At 46.9% G+C, this 18,102-nt stretch carries 13 protein-coding genes; 9 read left to right on the forward strand and 4 right to left on the reverse strand.

Annotated elements, in window-relative coordinates:
• Nucleotides 1-83: 83 nt before the first annotated feature.
• The 4 genes from ACFO3I_RS03060 to ACFO3I_RS03075 all read right to left on the reverse strand — a co-directional run bounded on the left by ACFO3I_RS03060 (nucleotide 84) and on the right by ACFO3I_RS03075 (nucleotide 3,079).
• Nucleotides 84-668: a helix-turn-helix transcriptional regulator gene (locus tag ACFO3I_RS03060; RefSeq protein WP_377331649.1), complete on the reverse strand. Its 585-nt coding sequence runs from the start codon at nucleotides 666-668 to the stop codon at nucleotides 84-86.
• Between the two features lie 34 nt (nucleotides 669-702).
• Complete coding sequence (locus ACFO3I_RS03065) at nucleotides 703-1,653, reverse strand: FtsZ/tubulin family protein (protein WP_377331651.1); 951 nt, start codon at nucleotides 1,651-1,653, stop codon at nucleotides 703-705.
• Nucleotides 1,654-1,779: 126 nt separating this feature from the next.
• Nucleotides 1,780-2,454: a hypothetical protein gene (locus ACFO3I_RS03070; protein ID WP_377331652.1), complete on the reverse strand. Its 675-nt coding sequence runs from the start codon at nucleotides 2,452-2,454 to the stop codon at nucleotides 1,780-1,782.
• 199 nt (nucleotides 2,455-2,653) lie between these two features.
• A complete protein-coding gene (locus ACFO3I_RS03075) occupies nucleotides 2,654-3,079 on the reverse strand; it encodes a hypothetical protein (RefSeq protein WP_377331654.1) in 426 nt (141 codons plus the stop codon).
• A gap of 249 nt (nucleotides 3,080-3,328) precedes the next feature.
• Between ACFO3I_RS03075 and ACFO3I_RS03080 the strand changes: the two genes are divergently transcribed.
• From ACFO3I_RS03080 to ACFO3I_RS03120, 9 genes are all read left to right on the forward strand, one after another.
• Entirely contained in the window at nucleotides 3,329-4,327 is a 999-nt protein-coding gene (locus tag ACFO3I_RS03080) for a hypothetical protein (RefSeq protein WP_377331655.1), read from the forward strand.
• A gap of 15 nt (nucleotides 4,328-4,342) precedes the next feature.
• Nucleotides 4,343-5,167: an NUDIX hydrolase gene (locus tag ACFO3I_RS03085; RefSeq protein WP_377331657.1), complete on the forward strand. Its 825-nt coding sequence runs from the start codon at nucleotides 4,343-4,345 to the stop codon at nucleotides 5,165-5,167.
• A 165-nt stretch (nucleotides 5,168-5,332) separates the two neighbouring features.
• Nucleotides 5,333-6,919, forward strand: a complete 1,587-nt coding sequence (locus tag ACFO3I_RS03090) for a class I SAM-dependent DNA methyltransferase (RefSeq protein WP_377331659.1) — start codon at nucleotides 5,333-5,335, stop codon at nucleotides 6,917-6,919.
• Complete coding sequence (locus tag ACFO3I_RS03095) at nucleotides 6,909-8,243, forward strand: restriction endonuclease subunit S (protein ID WP_377331661.1); 1,335 nt, start codon at nucleotides 6,909-6,911, stop codon at nucleotides 8,241-8,243. The genes ACFO3I_RS03090 and ACFO3I_RS03095 overlap by 11 nt, the downstream gene beginning before the upstream one ends.
• Entirely contained in the window at nucleotides 8,243-9,271 is a 1,029-nt protein-coding gene (locus ACFO3I_RS03100) for a DUF4917 family protein (RefSeq protein ID WP_377331663.1), read from the forward strand. The genes ACFO3I_RS03095 and ACFO3I_RS03100 overlap by 1 nt, the downstream gene beginning before the upstream one ends.
• Nucleotides 9,272-9,291: 20 nt before the next feature.
• Nucleotides 9,292-11,982, forward strand: coding sequence for an McrB family protein (locus ACFO3I_RS03105; protein WP_377331665.1), 2,691 nt, complete (start codon nucleotides 9,292-9,294; stop codon nucleotides 11,980-11,982).
• A complete protein-coding gene (locus ACFO3I_RS03110) occupies nucleotides 11,979-13,310 on the forward strand; it encodes an McrC family protein (protein ID WP_377331667.1) in 1,332 nt (443 codons plus the stop codon). The genes ACFO3I_RS03105 and ACFO3I_RS03110 overlap by 4 nt, the downstream gene beginning before the upstream one ends.
• Before the next feature lie 15 nt (nucleotides 13,311-13,325).
• Entirely contained in the window at nucleotides 13,326-16,448 is a 3,123-nt protein-coding gene (locus tag ACFO3I_RS03115; RefSeq protein WP_377331668.1) for a type I restriction endonuclease subunit R, read from the forward strand.
• A gap of 96 nt (nucleotides 16,449-16,544) precedes the next feature.
• Nucleotides 16,545-18,101, forward strand: coding sequence for an AI-2E family transporter (locus ACFO3I_RS03120; RefSeq protein ID WP_377331670.1), 1,557 nt, complete (start codon nucleotides 16,545-16,547; stop codon nucleotides 18,099-18,101).
• Nucleotide 18,102 lies beyond the last annotated feature (1 nt).

The following is an 18,102-nucleotide window of genomic DNA, read 5'->3' on the forward strand; positions in this document are numbered from 1 at the left end:
AAAAGTGATCGGATAAAACCGAAATAGGCGATCGGATTAAACCGAAATGGGTGATCGGATTGGACCGAAATGAGTGATCGGAATCAGCCGAAGCATGCAGGGTTTAGCCTATAGCATTTAATACTGTTTTTATGCAGGGAATGGTATCGGACATCCAACTGCTTTTCATCGAGCAGGGCCTGCTGGAGCTGACGCAATATTTGTTCATCTAAAGCAGGAGGTTGTAGGGGCATGGTGGGCGTCACTGAAACAAATTTATCCGGGCTCTTTGTGTTTGCCACACTTTGTTTTAACGCATTCAATTTTTGGTTGGCCTGAGCAAAAAGCGGGGCGATGCTACTTAATAATGGGGCGGGTAATAACTGACGTACCTGACTTTCGACTAAAGCCAAGCTCAAGGCTTCAGTGACCGTCAACGCGGAAAAATGAAGCCCAGCCCCTGCAAGCCAATGCCAGCCATAGGGAATGCTTTTGTCATTACACTGGATGGGAAAAATAGCCGACAACTCCTGTAAATCTCTTTCGACAGTGCGTTTGGATATCTGAAAACCGGAATCGGCCAGTTTCTGCGTAAACACTTTTGATTCAAGTCCAGGCCCATGGGATGGCAACAGTTTTAATAACTCCCAGTGCCTGGCTATAGTGGTTTGGCTCGATGACGCTGACATAAAATTCCTTGTTTCATTGCCTTGGGATGCACTTTCAGCACAGAGGTTGGTGATGCCTGATACCGCAGGCCAATAGCAAAACACTGCCGCGCCTGGCACTGTCAGATCTGAGGGTTAAACCCTGCAATATCAGATTGGCCGAAGGTATCTGCTGCGCCAGATAGCTGCCAGTTGCTTCAAACTGTTCAAGCTTAAATGTGTTATCAGCGGCAAGGTGGAGCAGAGCGGCCTGTGCAGAATGAACCGACTGACATTTGATTAAGGGGTTATTTAACAAACGCTGTAAAATCATCGGTATTGAGTCCTCTGCTGCTATATCAGCAATACCAACAACAGCCAGTCCATTGTGTGAAATTACCTGCACAAAGTCATTAAAATCAAGATTAATAAGGCCCAGCTCAGACAGCATTTCCAGCAGTGCACATAACAACTGATATAAAACCTGATGAATTGCCGAAAAAGCCTGTTGCAGACTAAAACCTGCACCCAGCGCTGCTGAAAGTTGATCATTAGGCAGTACCACTACGGCACATCCGGTTTGCAACAGCGCAGCTATACCTTGTTCACTCAATTGGTTGCGGCGTTTTCCTTCAAAATTGAAGGGAGTGGCCACAAAAGCCAAGACAGGAATTTTTAATTCAGCCAGCATGGTTGTAATGGCAGGGGCGGCACCGAGACCATGTCCACCGCCCATGCCTGCAATCATCAGAACTAAATCAGTGTCAGCCAGGGTTTCGAGCAGATCCTGCTTCGACAACATAGTTGCCTCACGAGCCAGCTCGCTATTGCCGCCACAACCTTCGCCGCCAGCGAGTTCAAAACCCAATAAAACTTTATGCTCTGCACTGGCTGCCCGTAATTCAGCTGCTGATGTGCTTGCCGCCACAGTCCGGACATTACCCTGTAAAACAAACTGCCCTAAATGTTCCAGCGCGGCACAACCCAGCCCACCGACACCCAGAATTACAATCTTCGCTTCAGCCATAAGCCCTCCTTTATTATCTTAAGTAGATTAAAGAAAGGCGCGACATAATGTGTCGCAGTGCTGCAGCTTCAGTTGAAAACAGCGTCAGTGCACCATCAAAGCCTTGCTTTGAGGTGAACAAACTCGTTATTCGGACACTTTAATATTTCTAAGAGCAAACCCCAAAGCTGGACAAATCAGGTTCACTTTCTTGTCTGCGCGTTTACGATAGTCATCTCCTGCCCAAACATAAGCCTTCACCCAGAGTGTCAGATTATCGTATTGAAAACGAATACAGCTTAAATCGTCCATCCACTGATCTGCTCGTTTTGTTGGCTCATCACGCTGATAGACAGTGACAACTAAACCCACCCGGTAATCTTTGTTATTTTCTTCCTGCTCATACTTCACCGAATTAAAATCTCCGGTCGAGAAGTGGTATAACTGCTGACGTTCGAGATCTAACTCGGTCTTTACGTTGTCCTGTGCAAAACTGTATGGATGGCTGTGATAATCACCTAAGTATTTGAGCTCAGGAAAAAAATAATTGATGAAGTTACTTTTTAACGCATAAGCCTCATCTTTGGGGGTAACCATCGTTTTTTCACGGGATGCCGAAGTGGATACATCTGCACTTGTGACGTGATAGACAACAGCGCCGTTATTTAATGCAGTCTCGTGGCCCCATAAGTTACCAAAAGTCTCCAGATGAATTTCTGTACCGTCTTCCAGTTTCGAATGGTCAACTTGAAAAGCTTCGAGTGCTGCTGTGATGATGGTAAAAAATGCCTGTTCAGACAGCGAAACGATTGAATTACTCATGAACTTCTCATTTGTTCCTATTTTAGTTTGATTTTGCCATAGTTCTGCTAGACATCACAATACTGATTTGTAGTCTTTTAATTCAGAGTTTTATAAACCGAAAATGCAAGTGAAGTGTCCGGAGGCATGCAATACCAGTTCGTCAATTTTTTGCCAATCATTGATGCTTCGTGAACAAAAGCAGTTAAACAATACTGCATTAGTGCCCAGGGGGAACTTTCACCACACCAACCTTCCTGCCCTTTGCATCCAGCTTTACGCCATTGGGTTTAACAGTGCCCTGATAGCGGCCTTTGGCGTCGTAACTGCGGCCGTTGCTGGTGGTTCTTGCCTGAAATTTGCCTTTGGCATCGTATTCTCTGCTGCCATGCTGTAGCTGCACTGTTTTGCCTAAATAACGGCCTTTAGCGTCATGGTGTTTGCCTTGAGTGGTGGTTTTTCCTAGATATTTGCCTTTTGCATCATAGTGTTGCCCAGTGGCTGATGTTCTGCTGACGAGCTTGCCTTTGGCGTCGTAGGTTTTGCTGGCAAGGTTTTTTGTGGTGCCGTTTGGCTGGGTGTTGGCCGCCAGTGCACCAAAGCTTAGAGCCAGCAGCAGCGCAGCGAAGATGTATGTTTTACGCATCAGCAAAGCTCCAAAAAGTGTTTCCCAATTAACTGCCAGTAATGTTGAAAGTTGCCTGAACAAAAAGCGATCTGAACAATAAAAAACCTGAAGTGATTGTGTAGCCTTTTGTGCCGAAAAACACCGTGGCAGCAGATGCTGGCAAAAAGTGATGTATGGGAACAATACATGTATCTTCATCCAGTCTTTGTTTTCTGCAGATTTGCTTTAGGCTAAGCGCATTAAAAGCTTGCAGGGAGTAAACAATATATGTGGTTTGAAGAACTCACAGGTTTTGCCGAAGATGCGGCAACAATCTACTCTCAGCTGTTTTATTCAAATGGGCAGCTATACAACAACATGAATGGCCGGGCTTTTGTGTGTGGGGAGCTCAGCACGCCAAAGCTTGCCGAGTTGCGGCAAATGGTGAAGCCGTTGCAGCAGGCGCTGGCAGGTAAACTCAGGCTATCGGAAACCGTCGCAGATGTGCAGGCATTACATCGCGACCCTAGCAACGCCGGTGCATTCTTTCAGGTGGCTTCACAATTTAATTTGCTGGAAATGGTGTCACCAGATAAAAATCCCGAGCATGGTATCAGCAATTACCAGTACGACCGTACCCAGGGCCCGGCCTGCGCTATTGCTTGTGGCGCCGACACTATTTATCGCAATTATTTTGTTGAGGTAGATGGCAAGGTTGGCCAAAGCAAAAGCCGGCAACTTGATATGCTGTCGGACTTCGCCGCAGCAGTTGGCAATACCGAAACACAATATTGGCGTATGCAAAATGGTTATGTGCTGCCAACAGCACAAGGCTTAAACGTGCTGGATCTGCGGCTAAGCCAATGCAGTGAAGCGGCTTTAGATGAGCTCAGGTCACAACTTCGTATCGGCATTCAGTCCAATACACAAGTAACGTTGCCGCACTGTCAGCATCTGGTTACCCAGGCTTATTGTTCTGCTTTGCCGGTGGCTTATTGCACTTTTGAAAGTCAGCAATGGGTGCGGTTTGCACAATTAATACTGGATGCCGCTTACGAAGCCACATTCGCTGCAGCCGTTATCAATGCCGTTGCCACCGGCAATAACAAAGTGTTTTTAACGTTGCTGGGAGGGGGCGCTTTTGGCAATAAAACCGAATGGATTGTGGCAGCCATTCAAAGGGCGATTCGGCTGTATCAGCATTGTGCACTCGATGTGCAGATTGTTAGCTACGGCAGAGCCAGGCCCGAAGTCAGGCAACTTATTGCAGACTTAAACCAACCCTAAATGCAGGAACAAACCATGGCAGAGCAGCAACAGTGGCAAATTGCAGCAGCACAGGCATACGGTGCTGTGCTGATAAATGCGCGGGGTGAAATACTGCTGCGTGAACCCAGCAATCATTTTGACGGTTATGTATGGACCTTTGCCAAAGGCAAACCCGACGCCAACGAACAGCCAGCCGATACGGCGCTACGCGAGCTTTATGAAGAAACAGGTTACCGCGCGCGCATTATCGGGGTATTACCGGGAGTATTTGAAAGTGGCAACAGCAGCTCGGCATTTTTTCTGATGCGTGCAGAAGAAGGCCAACGGCAAGAAGCGTTCAGTTGGGAAACACAGCAAATTCAATGGTTTTCATTCAGTCAGGCCAAAGCAAGAGTTGCGCTTTCTACCAACAAGCTGGGCCGGCAGCGCGACCTCGCCATACTGGACGCGGCAGAGCGTTGGTTTTTAACCTGCTTACCGCTTTGTTTGTTGGGGAAGTTTCCGGCAGTAAAAACCGACTGGCAAACCGAAGCGCTACCAGGTACCCACAGCCGTATTGAGCTTAATCTTACTTTTAGCCGGATGCAGGCCGCGGCGCTGATGCAGGGTGCAATTCCAGAGGAAATGGAAGAAAAATGGTTCAGCTACTTTGATAATAACGTGCTGTACCAGCACCGCAGCTGGACAGGCGTTTGTATCGACGAAATACATTTGACCGAGCTTGCCGACGGCAGCTTTAGAGCCACCCACGCTTTAGTAAACCGAAACCCGGAGCAGTATGCTGCAGTGGATGATAAAGAAGACAAAAAGCGGATTAAAAGCATGTTGGAAAGTGCTGTTCATATCAGGTTTGAATGAATATGGCTTGGTTCGTGATAGGCTATTGGCATTAAATATTGCCAGGTTTCAGCTATTTATCATTCGCGAAATTCAATTTTTTAGGTACATTAGCCCGCAAACTAATTAGACGGCAGCATTAGCCTTCGCCACATTTGCTGCAACGGGCTTTAACAAGGATTTTCCATGCTCCAAGACATCAAAAAAACACTCTGGTCGACCGCCGACAAACTACGCGCCAACGTCGATGCAGCTGAATACAAACACATTGCCCTTGGCCTGATTTTCTTAAAATTTATCTCTGACTCGTTCTCAAGCCGTCAGGCGGAGCTGCGTAAGCGTTTGGCAGATGAGAGCGATGAACTCTACTTCGCTGATGCAAGCTCTGATGATATCGATGCTGAGCTGGAAGACCGCGACTACTACAAATCGGCCAACGTGTTTTGGGTGCCGGAAACTGCCCGCTGGGAAGCCTTGCGTGCCAATGCCAAGCAAGCCGATATCGGCAAACGCATTGATGATGCATTAGCCGCCATTGAACTGGAAAACCCAAGCCTCAAAGGCATTTTGGATAAACGCTACGCCCGTGCCCCGCTACCAGATGGCAAGCTCGGAGAGCTCGTTGATTTAATCTCCACCATCGGTTTTGGCGAAGACCAATCCAAAGCCCGCGATATCTTAGGCCAAGTGTACGAATACTTTTTAGGCCAGTTCGCCAGCGCAGAAGGCAAAAAAGGCGGGCAGTTCTATACGCCACAGTCTATCGTCAACACCTTAGTGGCCGTACTCGACCCGCACCAAGGCAAAGTGTACGACCCATGCTGTGGCTCGGGCGGTATGTTCGTGCAGTCGGAAAAGTTTATCGAAGCGCATGGCGGTAAGCTGGGTGATGTGTCGATTTATGGTCAGGAATCCAACCCGACCACATGGCGCTTGGCGGCAATGAACCTCGCCATTCGCGGTATCGACTTTAACTTAGGTCGTGAACCAGGCGACACCTTTACCAAAAACCAGCACAGCGATTTACGCGCCGACTATATCCTCGCCAACCCGCCATTTAACATCAGCGACTGGTGGCATGGCAGTTTAGAAGGCGACCCACGCTGGATGTATGGCACTCCGCCACAAGGCAACGCCAACTATGCGTGGCTGCAACATATGTTGTATCACTTAAAACCAACTGGCCGCGCCGGTATTGTGTTGGCCAATGGCTCGATGTCATCCAGCCAAAATAGCGAAGGCGATATCCGCCGCGCCATGGTTGACGCCGACGTGGTGGAAGTGATGGTCGCCCTGCCAGGCCAGCTGTTTTTTAACACCCAAATTCCAGCGTGTTTATGGTTTTTAACCAAACAAAAAACCGCACGCAAAGGCGAAGTGTTGTTTATAGACGCTCGCAAACTGGGCCGGATGATTAGCCGTGTGCAAAGCGAGCTGGACCAAGCCGCCATTGACCGTATTGCCAATACCGCCAAAGCATGGCGCCTCTCTTCTACAAAGAGTGAAGATATGTCCGGCGTTGAAGGCTTTGAGCAAGGTTATCAGGACATCGCCGGTTTCTGCCGCAGCGTCCCGCTCAGCGAAATTGCCGAGCATGGCCATGTGCTAACGCCAGGCCGTTATGTCGGCGCAGAAGAAGTGGAAGATTGCGACGAAGCTTTTGCCGACAAAATGACCATGCTCACTGAGAAACTAGCTGAACAAATGGCCAAGGGCGCAGAACTGGACCAGTTAATCCGGCAGAAGTTGGGGGGGCTGGGTTATGAGTTTTGAGCCCCAAAATTGGCCATTAGTAAAACTGTCCGACTTGATTACAGTTAAGCATGGTTTTGCTTTTAAGGGCGAATTCTTCAGTGATGAGCCGACTGAACTTCAATTGACAACGCCAGGAAACTTTGCAATCGGCGGTGGATTTCAATTGGGGAAAGGCAAGTTCTATTCTGGCGAATATCCCAAGGAGTACGTGCTAAAAAATGGCGATTTAATTGTCACTATGACAGATTTGAGTAAAGCAGCAGATACGCTGGGGTATGCCGCGATGGTCCCAGAAACAGAGGGTACAATATGGCTTCATAATCAGCGAGTTGGCTTAGTTCAGATAAAGAAAGACGCTCCAGTAGAATTAGATTTCTTGCACTATTTGATGAGAACAGCTGACTATCGTCATTGGGTTGTGTCAACAGCGACTGGTTCGACGGTAAAGCATACATCTCCCAGCCGTATTTGTGATTATGAATTTCGCCTGCCTCCTATATGGCTGCAAGGTGAAATAGGAAGAATCCTTACAGCGCATGACGACCGCATCACTCTACTCCGCGAAACCAATGCCACTTTAGAGGCGATTGCGCAGGCGTTGTTTAAGTCGTGGTTTGTGGATTTTGATCCGGTGCACGCCAACGCAGGCACGCAATCTCCAAGCCTGCCCCCAGAAATTCAAGCCCTATTCCCAGCCACCTTCACCGACTCCCCCCAAGGCCCAATCCCTGAGGGATGGAGTTGGATAACGCTTGATGAGGCTTACGAAATCAATCCGAAACGGCTGTTAAAGAAAGGCGTGGTCGCAAAATATTTAGATATGGCTAGTGTTCAAACTCAAGGGCATGTCACTGGGGAAGTTATAGATCGAGAGTTTGGCTCTGGGACTAAGTTTTGTAACGGCGATACATTATTAGCCCGCATTACCCCATGCCTTGAAAATGGCAAAACAGCATTTGTTGATTTTCTCGAACCAAATGAAACGGGCTGGGGATCTACTGAATTTGTTGTTCTGAAACCGAAAGCACCGTTGCCTGATTTCCATGGCTATCTACTTGCGCGGCAATCTGTATTTAGAGAGTTTGCAATCCGGAGTATGTCCGGTACGAGCGGACGCCAGCGGGTTCAAAATGATGTTTTGGGCAGTTTTAATTTAGCGATACCGGATAAACCAATAGCTACAGCGTTTTCTCAGGTAGTTACTCCGATCCAACAGAGCATTTCAGCTAATCATAAACAAGCTAAAACTTTGGCACATATGCGTGATACGTTGTTACCCCGCCTAATTTCAGGCCAACTGCGTCTACCCGAAGCACAAGCCGCAATCGAGGGAATAAGCTGATGCCTGTTCAGATACACCAATGGGCTGATATCGCAGAACATTACAATGACGGTTTGTTGTTAGGTAATGGCGCCAGTATTGCTGTTGACCCTCGCTTTAGTTATTCGTCGTTGTTTGCAGCTGCAAGTGAGCGTGGTTTTTTAACTGAACCGGTGCGGCAAGTTTTTGAACGTTTTGATAATTCTACTGATTTTGAGTATGTGCTCAGAAAACTATGGCAGGCAAAGCAGGTCAATCAGGCATTAGGAATTGAGTCAGAAGTAGTTGATGCTGCCTATCAGCAGGTTAGAACAGCATTAATTGAAACTATACGAGCAACGCATCTAACTCACGCCGAAGCTTTGCCAAATCTTGAACCCATATACCAATTTATGCGTCGGTTTAAAACAGTACTGTCTCTTAACTACGACCTTATTGTTTACTGGGCAGCTCTTCGTGGTAACGATGCTTTAGCGGGCGAGCACAGGTTTAAAGATTGCTTAGTCAATGGTGCTTTGGATGATGACTGGGCGAGGTTACGTGAGCCCCTTCGACGCAATCAAACTGTCACTATATTTTTTTACCCGCATGGCAATTTGGTTCTCGCACGTAATCCAAATGATAGAGAGCTGAAAATCACAGCAGATGGTGGCCGTTTACTCGAGGAAATTATTGCTGGCTGGGAAAACGGTCGATATGTACCAATGTTTGTCAGTGAAGGCACTAGCGTACAGAAGCGAGAAGCCATCGGAGCATCTAATTATTTATCCGAAGTGTATTTTAATGCCATCCCGGATATTGGATCTACGTTGGTGATTTACGGCTGGCGCTTAGGTGAGCAAGAAGCGCATTTATTACATCAACTAAAACGAAGTGTACCAAGACGTGTTGCTGTATCGCTTTATCCTCTATGCCCAGAGCACCAGCGTGATGCTGCACGTATTGAAGAACAGCTTCTGTCAATCGGCGTTGCACAAGTTGAGTTTTTTGATTCACGAAGCTCTGGCTGTTGGAAGAACCCGGTAGTTGCTGATGATGTTGATTTATAGAACGATGATGAGGAAATTGAATGACATTCAGTAAGGAAGGATTTAAGCAGTTTCTTCATGATCGAGGCCACACTGGCAACACAATAAACTCTTATGTTTCAGGTGTTAATCAAGCATCTCACCATGGTGAGCAAGTGGTTTGGTCAATCTCAGATGTTGCTGCGTTACAACAAATAATCGCAGATTTTGACCATGGAGGGGCATATGAGGAGATAGGTCTTAGGGGGAATAATGTTGTCATAAATGCCCTTAAACGATGGGCTGAATATGTAGAATCTGTACCGGCGGAAAATCTGACGAAGTCTTATCTGCTTACCTGGAACCCTGCCAACGCGAAAGAAGGCGGCTCTGATCAAGTTGTTGTGGGGACAGATATTCAATGGTCTTGTCATTCATCCCAACCACAAGTTGGCGACACCATTTACATAATGCAATTAGGTCAGAATCCGCGGGGAATTGTTGCCAAGGGCACTGTATCCCAAACATCATTTGTAGCTCCATACTGGGCTGACACTAATAAAACTTGGCGTTATATCAAAGTAGATATTGATGAAGTACGCAGGACATGTGGCGATGGCTTACTACCGTTATTATTACTTGAGCGCTTCAATGATAAACAGAACAAGCCATTTCGTTGGACACCCATTACCTCTGGTGTTGAAGTACCACAGAGTCTGGCGACTGAGTTGAATACTCAATGGCAAGCTGGTCGTGATGTGCATAGTCTGCGGCAGTTTATTGAGTGGACTCAGCAAGATGAAGTGAATTCAAGAAGTGAGTGGCTACCGAAATTCAAAGAACGACTGGGAGAAATCCAGCAACTGAAGCAAAGTGCAACACCGATTGGTGATGATATGCTGGAATGGCTATGGGCTCCACCTTATAACGGTATCTGTTCAGTGATGCCGGGCGTTTTACCCAAAGAAGCATTCGAAAAACAAAAGGTCTTTTTAAGAGATGTTGCGGAGTCAATCAGAACTTCGCCATCGGCTGAAACTCATCAAAGTGTCTTCAAAACTTGGAAAGCAGCAGTAACACAAGGCGCATTTGCGAAGACCTATGAGGTGGTGATTAATCGTGTATTTTCAGCATTTGCAGCTGAGCAGTACAGCACAATCGTTGGCCCAGCTAACTGTAAAAAAGTGCTGAAGTGCTTACAGCAGGAGTTTACCTTAGATGTGCTTTTGCCTGACGACTGGCCAACTCAAAATGCCTGGATTTTTACTGGCTTGCAGGAAGCCGGTGTCAATATGACAAAAGTTGCAGAAAATAACGTGGCCATTTGGCAGTTATTTGAAGCGCTGTCGGCTCGAAGTAAAGAAGCAAAAATTCAAACTGATTTCTCTGAAGAAGCAGAGGAAAAGGACAGCCCAATGCCAACTGTACATTCAGCCCCATTAAACCAAATCTACTTCGGCCCGCCTGGTACCGGTAAGACTTTTATCACGATGGAAGCTGCTGTAAGGGCAGCTGATCCGAGCGCTAGATGGAAGAACCGCGACGAACTGAAGGTGAAGTACAAGGCGTTAGCCGATGCTGGTCGTATTGTTTTTGTGACCTTTCACCAAAGCTATAGCTATGAAGACTTTGTTGAGGGGCTCACAGCCAGCAGCGATAGCGGAAAAATTCAGTATGCGCCGAAAAACGGTGTATTTAAAAAGTTGGTACAAAAAGCCAAAGACAACCAACACACTGGTCAGCAAGCAATCAGCACCTCTTTCGAGCGCTGCTGGGAGCTGTTCTTGGAACAATTATCTGGTAATGCTGAGGGGGTAACGATAACCACCCGTCGTTCAACTTTTTTAATCACGGAAGTTGATGACAATACGATTCGATTTGATAAAAGCAGTGGTGACTCGGTTCATTCGCTGTCTGTGAGTACCTTACAAGCAGTGTTTAACCAACAGCGAGTGATTAAAGGAGGCTTACAGCCTTATTACGAAAGTTTGATAAGCCATATCAAAGCCTTGGGCGAGCAGCAAAACACTGCGGCTGTCGAGCGCCAGAACTTTGTTTTGGTCATCGACGAAATCAATCGGGGTAACATTTCCCGTATTTTTGGTGAACTGATTACGTTAATTGAACCGTCCAAACGCCTGGGCGGCAACGAGCCGTTAGAGGTCGTGTTGCCGCTGACGGGCGACAAGTTTGCGGTGCCGGATAACCTCTACATTATTGGCACTATGAATACTGCTGACCGCTCATTAGCGGGACTGGATTTAGCGCTGCGCCGTCGCTTTGATTTTATCGAAATGCCACCGCAGCCAGAATTACTGGCAGAAGTGTTCGTCGAAAATATTGATCTCGAGTTGATGCTTAAAACCATCAATGATCGCATCAGTGTGTTGTTAGATAAAGACCACTGTATTGGCCATGCGTCATTTATGCATTTGCATCCTGATCACCGGCCTGTCAAGGCACCAGAAACTGCAAGTCTTGCTGAACTAGCACAGGTGTTTCAGCACAAGGTATTACCGTTGTTGCAGGAATACTTTTTTGAAGACTGGCAGCGTATCGCCTGGGTGCTCAATGATCAGAACAAAGTACCAGAATCCGCTTTTATCCGAAAAGCCGCCGGTAAACCCATTGCAGAGCTATTTAAAGGCGTGTCGCAAATCAAAGCGCGGGACCGCTGGGAAATCAATCAGGATGCATTTGACAGCGTCGAATCTTACCAGCTGATTTATCAGGACGAGACCGTTGCACAATGAGTAAAGCCGTCGTTGTGCGCGAATACGCCCGGCTAACATTTGCTGAGCTTGCCGAAAATACTCTAGACCGGGCACAGATCACGGCCAGTGCTTTTCGCTGGTTAGTCGAACTTGGCCAGCAATTTCGTGCCAATGGTTTGGTCCTGTTGGAACTGGATAATCAACAATGGCTGCGCCTTGATAACTTTGTTGGCGTACTGGAGTCGCCCTGCGGCCAAGTGATTGAGATCCTGCCAAAACATCGAAGCGCAACGAACTGTATTGATAGTGCCAGGCGGCTGTTATGTAAGCTGATTTGTAACGCGCTGGATATCAAAAGCAGGGATTCGAGCCACGCCAGTATCGAGCGTTTTGATACTGCCTTACCTGAATGGCTGATGCGACAGTTCTTACAAGAACTGGATTTTCTATTTAAGCGAGGGCTGCGCTTTGAATATCAGCGCATAGAAGAGCAACAACGTTTTTTACGTGGGCGTTTGGATGTGCAAAAACAACTGCGGCAAGCACCAGGCCGCGAGCATTTGTTTCATATTCAACATGATGTATTCAGTGCGGACCGCCCCGAAAACCGGTTGCTCAAAACCGCGTTATTGAAAATTTGCGTGACCACACAAGACAGTGAAAACTGGCGTTTGGCGCATGAATTACAAAGCTTGCTGCATGATTTACCTGATTCGACTGACATCACAGATGATTTTCAGCGTTGGCAAGACAGTCGCCTGATGGCGCATTACCAAGCCATCAAGCCATGGTGCGAATTTGTGTTAAACCAGCATGTGCCAATCGCAGTTCAGGGCGACTGGCGCGGCTTAAGTTTGTTATTCCCAATGGAAAAGTTGTTTGAGAGTTATGTGGCAGTTGAGTTGAGCAGAGCTTTAGCCAATCTACCAGGGCGAGGGAACGAGCTTAGACCACAGCTTGCATCACACTATCTCTGTTCGCATTTGCAAAATGAAATATTCCGCTTGGAGCCAGATTTATCATTAAGGCTTGCATCTTCTAATCAGGCTTATCAGCGCTGGATTCTAGACACAAAATGGAAGCTGTTATACCTGGACTCACGAGATAAAAACTATGGCATGAGCCAACAAGATTTTTATCAGATGTTTGCTTATGGCCATAAATACCTGAATGGCCAAGGCACCTTAGTACTGATTTACCCAGCCTGGGATAAGTTTCCGGCCAACGCTGAACCACTGCACTTCTCGTTTAGTTCAGACTTGCAGTTATTGGCGTTACCTTATGATTTAGAAGATGAAAATGCTGCGAAAAACTTGATTTCATCGTTGCAACAAGGTATCAAACAAGCAAGTACTGCAGCGGCATAAAAACAGGGACGAAGGATGACCGAAGATCAGCTCGAACAGGAAGTTTTGCAGTGGTTCACTGAAACCGGCTACACCCATATCTGTGGTTACAATATCGCGCCCGATGGCCCTGTGCCTGAGCGAGCCGATTATGTTCAACCGGTGTTGGTTGAGCGTTTGCGTTATGCCATTGCCCGCATTAACCCGCAAATACCATTGGTGGCCCGTGAAGATGCCATCAAGCAAGTGTTGGATTTAGGCATTCCTGCGCTACTCACCGCAAACCGGCATTTTCATAACTTGTTGGTGAATGGTGTTCCTGTTCGATACCAAAAAGACGGCGAAACCCGTGGTGATTTTGTTTACCTGATTGATTGGGAAAACCGACAAGGCCTCAATGAGTTTTTAGCGGTTAATCAATACACCTTAAAAGGCCCAAAACATTCGCGCAGGCCCGACATTATTCTGTTTATCAACGGCTTGCCATTGGTGCTGTTAGAGCTGAAAAACCCTGCCGATGTGAATGCTGATATTTGGAAAGCTTACGACCAAATTCAGACTTATAAAGAACAAATTCCTGATGTGTTCCAGTACAACGAAATTCTGGTGATTTCCGATGGCTCGGAAGCACGGATGGGGTCGCTTTCCAGTAACGCTGAACGTTATATGCAGTGGCGTACCATCGATGGTGTGAAACTCGACCCGCTGGGCCAATTTAATGAACTGGAAACCATGGTGCGCGGCGTATTTGCGCCTGAGTATTTCCTCGATTACTTGCGGTTTTTTGTGCTGTTTGAAGATGACGGTACTTTGGTGAAAAAGATCGCCGGTTATCACCAATTCCATGCGGTGCGTGCCGCCATTACGCAAGTCGTTACCGCTTCGCGCTCTGATAATCAATCCGCGAAAAAAGGCAAAGGCGGTGTGGTTTGGCATACCCAAGGCAGTGGTAAAAGTATCACCATGACCTGCTTTGCCGCCCGAGTGATGCGCGAAGCGGCAATGCAAAACCCGACCATTGTGGTCATTACCGACCGCAATGATTTGGATGGCCAATTGTTTGGCGTGTTCTCACTGGCACAAGATTTATTGCGTGAGCAGCCAGTGCAAGTGGAAACACGGCAAGACTTGCGTGCAAAACTAAGTAACCGGCCATCCGGTGGTATCGTTTTCGCCACCATTCAAAAGTTCGCCCCTGGCGAAGATGAAGATGTGTTTCCGCTATTATCCGACCGGCATAACATTGTGGTTATTGCCGACGAAGCGCACCGTACTCAGTATGGTTTTGAAGCCAAGCTTAAAGAGAAAGCAGCATCTGTCGGCGAAGCGTCTGGCAAATATGTCTACCAAGTCGGTTACGCCCAGCATTTACGCGACGCATTGCCCAACGCCACCTTCGTGGCCTTTACCGGCACGCCAGTTTCCAGTGAAGATCGCGACACTCGCGCTGTGTTTGGTGATTACATCCACATCTACGACATGCAGCAAGCGAAAGAAGATGGCGCGACTGTGGCCATTTATTACGAATCACGCTTGGCCAAGCTCAGCTTAAAAGCCGATGAGTTACCGCATATCGATGAGGAAGTGGATGAGCTGGCTGAAGATGAAGAAGAATCGCAGCAAAGCAAACTGAAGACTCGCTGGGCGGCGCTGGAAAAAGTCGTCGGTGCCGAGCCAAGGATTGCTAAAGTGGCCGCAGATTTGGTCGCCCACTTTGAAGAGCGCAATCAGACACAATTGGGCAAAGCCATGGTGGTGGCGATGAGCCGCGAGATCTGTGTGCACTTGTACGATGCTATTGTCGCGCTTAAACCCGAGTGGCACGATGAAGACCCAGAAAAGGGGGCGATCAAAATCGTCATGACTGGCTCTGCCAGCGACAAAGCTTTGCTTCGCCCGCACATTTACCCGAAACAAGTGAAAAAGCGACTAGAAAAGCGCTTTAAAGATCCGAAAGACTCGCTGCAGCTGGTCATTGTGCGCGATATGTGGCTCACTGGCTTTGATGCGCCTTGTGTGCATACGCTGTATGTGGATAAACCGATGAAAGGCCACAACCTGATGCAGGCCATTGCACGGGTAAACCGCGTATTTAAAGACAAACAAGGTGGCTTGGTTGTTGATTACATCGGCATTGCCAACGAACTGAAATCAGCCCTGAAGGAATACACCGCTAGTAATGGCCGAGGTAAACCAACGGTCGATACAGCTGAAGCCTGGGCGGTGCTTGAGGAAAAACTCGATATCCTGCGCGGCCTGATGCATGGTTTTGACTACAGCGATTTTGAGGCCAGTAGCCACAAATTATTGGCTGGTGCCGCCAACCATATTCTTGGCATCAAAGATGGCAAGAAGCGTTTTGCCGACAATGCATTGGCCATGAGCAAAGCCTTTAGCTTGTGCTGCACCATGGATGAAGCCAAAGCCGTGCGCGAAGAAGTAGCGTTCTTGCAGGCCGTCAAAGTCATCCTGACCAAAAAGGATGTGTCGGATAAAAAACGCAGCGACGAAGAAAAAGACCTCGCCATCCGGCAAATCATTGGTCAGGCCATTGTGTCCGATCAGGTGGTCGATATCTTCGCTGCGGTCGGCCTCGATAAACCCAACATAGGCCTGCTCGATGATGACTTCTTAGCGGAAGTACAAAACCTGCCCGAGAAAAACTTGGCGGTCGAACTTTTGGAACGGTTACTGGAAGGCGAGATCAAATCCCGTTTTTCCACCAACCTCATTCAGCAGAAGAAATTCTCAGAGTTGCTCAGTAACGTCGTTACCCGTTACCAAAACCGCAGCATTGAAACTGCGCAAGTGATGGAAGAATTGGTCGAAATGGCCAAAAAGTTCAAAGAAGCCGCCAAACGCGGTGAAGCGCTTGGCCTTTCCGATGACGAAGTGAAGTTCTACGACGCACTGGCCAACAACGAAGCAGCAGTGCTGCAGCTGGGCGATGAAACGCTGAAGAAAATCGCCCACGAACTCACCGATAACCTGCGTAAAAACATCACCATCGATTGGAGTAAACGCGAAAGCGTGCGCGCCAGTTTGCGTTTGATGGTGAAGCGGATTCTGCGCAAGTACAAGTATCCGCCAGATATGGCAGATGATGCGGTGCAGCTGGTGTTGTCGCAGGCGGAAAGCCTTGGGGAAGAGTGGGTTTAACGAAATATAGCCAGATGCGTGAATCCCTATTAACGTTCGCGTTGAAAAATATTTGAATTAATTAGCAATGAAGGAAAGAGCGTGAAGGACCAAACAATGAATACAGCTCAAACTAAAAGTCAGTTACGTGAGCAAAGACTGCAAGAACTATTAAACAGTTGTCAGCAGCAAGTTTTGCAACAAGTAATAGGCCCATTTGGCTTAACTCCGGCGATGTTTGAAGATAAAGCTGGGGGGAATGTAACTACTCAACATAATGCCGACCAAGGGATTTTTGCAAAAGGTACAGAAGAGTATGGTCGTGATGCTGATTATGACTATACCCAAGCGAAAAAGGATAAAATGAGGGAAGCGGTACAAAACGGCACAATGGATAGTCAGGTCTTTGTAGACGAATATACCGGCAAAATAGAACCAACTCGAAGAACAACGAATTCTGGAAAGCAATTTTTAAATGCGGAAGCAGATCATACAATTCCACTTGCTGAAATTCATCGAAAAGGTGGTTGGATGCTGGATAAGAACACCCGCAAAAAAATAGCATCAGAGAAAGATAATCTTCACTTTACAACTATGGAGAATAATCGAGAAAAAAGCGATAAACCTGCCGAGAGAGCGTTGTCTGAAGAAAATGGATATGACCCAGAAATTGTAACACCGATCATAGATAAAGCGCGGGAGTCGATTGATCAGCATATGCCTACGACATCCGACAGGATTAAATATCATGGAAAAGAATTGGCTGTAACCGGTGTAAAAGAAGCTGGTAAAAACGCGTTACGGCAAGCCCTTGGTACCCTCCTGTATGAGTTTATTAATGGTTCATTTGTTGAAATAAAAAAATTAATAAACCAACCAGATGATGAATCGTTAATTGACCGCTTAATTGCAGCATTTAAACGTGTTGCAAACCGCGTGATAGCAAAACTAAAAGATGCATTGCAATCTGCTCTACAGGGCGGTGTGCAGGGTTTTGTTAGCAACTTACTTACGTTTATTATCAACTCTGTTATTACAACTTCAGCAAAAGTAGTCACCATTATTCGTGAAGGTATGAAAGGTTTATGGGACGCAATCAAGCTGTTAGTCAACCCACCGAAAGATCAACCTTTTAGCGAAGTTTGTCGTCAAGTTGCCAAGATATTTGCCGGTGTTGTCACTATGGGGCTGGGCATGTTGTTAGAAGAGTCCATCAAGGGCTTTATTATGACCATCCCAATTCTGGTTCCAATGGCCGAAGTTATTTCTCTCGCGGTTACGGGTATTTTAACTGGGATAACTACAGCATTAGTAATATTCGGAATTGACCGGTTCTTTGATTGGTTATCAACTACAGGGACTGAATTGCTGCAAGCCCAGGAAGCAAATCTTGCTGAGATGAAAAAGAATATTCATCTCATGGCAGATTGGGTTGAATCGCAATATCAGTGTTCGATTCAGTACCAACAGATCGCAACTGAATATGGCGCAATAGAAAATAATTTCCGTTTGTCTTTGGACCACACGACTGCCGCTGTTGATATTGGTAAACGCATCTTAGATAACCGTGCTAAAACCATTATTAACTTGGAAAAAGGCATCGATAAATTTAAAAGTCAGCAAGACGAATTAGAGCTATTAATGCAAAATTTCGAAGAACATAAGGACAAATAAG

Source organism: Rheinheimera marina (assembly GCF_042654345.1).
In the GTDB taxonomy this organism is placed as follows: Bacteria; Pseudomonadota; Gammaproteobacteria; order Enterobacterales; family Alteromonadaceae; genus Pararheinheimera; species Pararheinheimera marina.

Bases quoted from the DNA above. Each gene is read 5' to 3' on its own strand.
- ACFO3I_RS03120 (WP_377331670.1), top strand. From the start codon at position 16,545: ATGAATACAGCTCAAACTAAAAGTCAGTTACGTGAGCAAAGACTGCAA.
- ACFO3I_RS03060 (WP_377331649.1), bottom strand. From the start codon at position 668: ATGTCAGCGTCATCGAGCCAAACCACTATAGCCAGGCACTGGGAGTTA.
- ACFO3I_RS03065 (WP_377331651.1), bottom strand. From the start codon at position 1,653: ATGGCTGAAGCGAAGATTGTAATTCTGGGTGTCGGTGGGCTGGGTTGT.
- ACFO3I_RS03105 (WP_377331665.1), top strand. From the start codon at position 9,292: ATGACATTCAGTAAGGAAGGATTTAAGCAGTTTCTTCATGATCGAGGC.
- ACFO3I_RS03090 (WP_377331659.1), top strand. From the start codon at position 5,333: ATGCTCCAAGACATCAAAAAAACACTCTGGTCGACCGCCGACAAACTA.
- ACFO3I_RS03080 (WP_377331655.1), top strand. From the start codon at position 3,329: ATGTGGTTTGAAGAACTCACAGGTTTTGCCGAAGATGCGGCAACAATC.
- ACFO3I_RS03100 (WP_377331663.1), top strand. From the start codon at position 8,243: ATGCCTGTTCAGATACACCAATGGGCTGATATCGCAGAACATTACAAT.
- ACFO3I_RS03075 (WP_377331654.1), bottom strand. From the start codon at position 3,079: ATGCGTAAAACATACATCTTCGCTGCGCTGCTGCTGGCTCTAAGCTTT.
- ACFO3I_RS03110 (WP_377331667.1), top strand. From the start codon at position 11,979: ATGAGTAAAGCCGTCGTTGTGCGCGAATACGCCCGGCTAACATTTGCT.
- ACFO3I_RS03085 (WP_377331657.1), top strand. From the start codon at position 4,343: ATGGCAGAGCAGCAACAGTGGCAAATTGCAGCAGCACAGGCATACGGT.
- ACFO3I_RS03115 (WP_377331668.1), top strand. From the start codon at position 13,326: ATGACCGAAGATCAGCTCGAACAGGAAGTTTTGCAGTGGTTCACTGAA.
- ACFO3I_RS03070 (WP_377331652.1), bottom strand. From the start codon at position 2,454: ATGAGTAATTCAATCGTTTCGCTGTCTGAACAGGCATTTTTTACCATC.
- ACFO3I_RS03095 (WP_377331661.1), top strand. From the start codon at position 6,909: ATGAGTTTTGAGCCCCAAAATTGGCCATTAGTAAAACTGTCCGACTTG.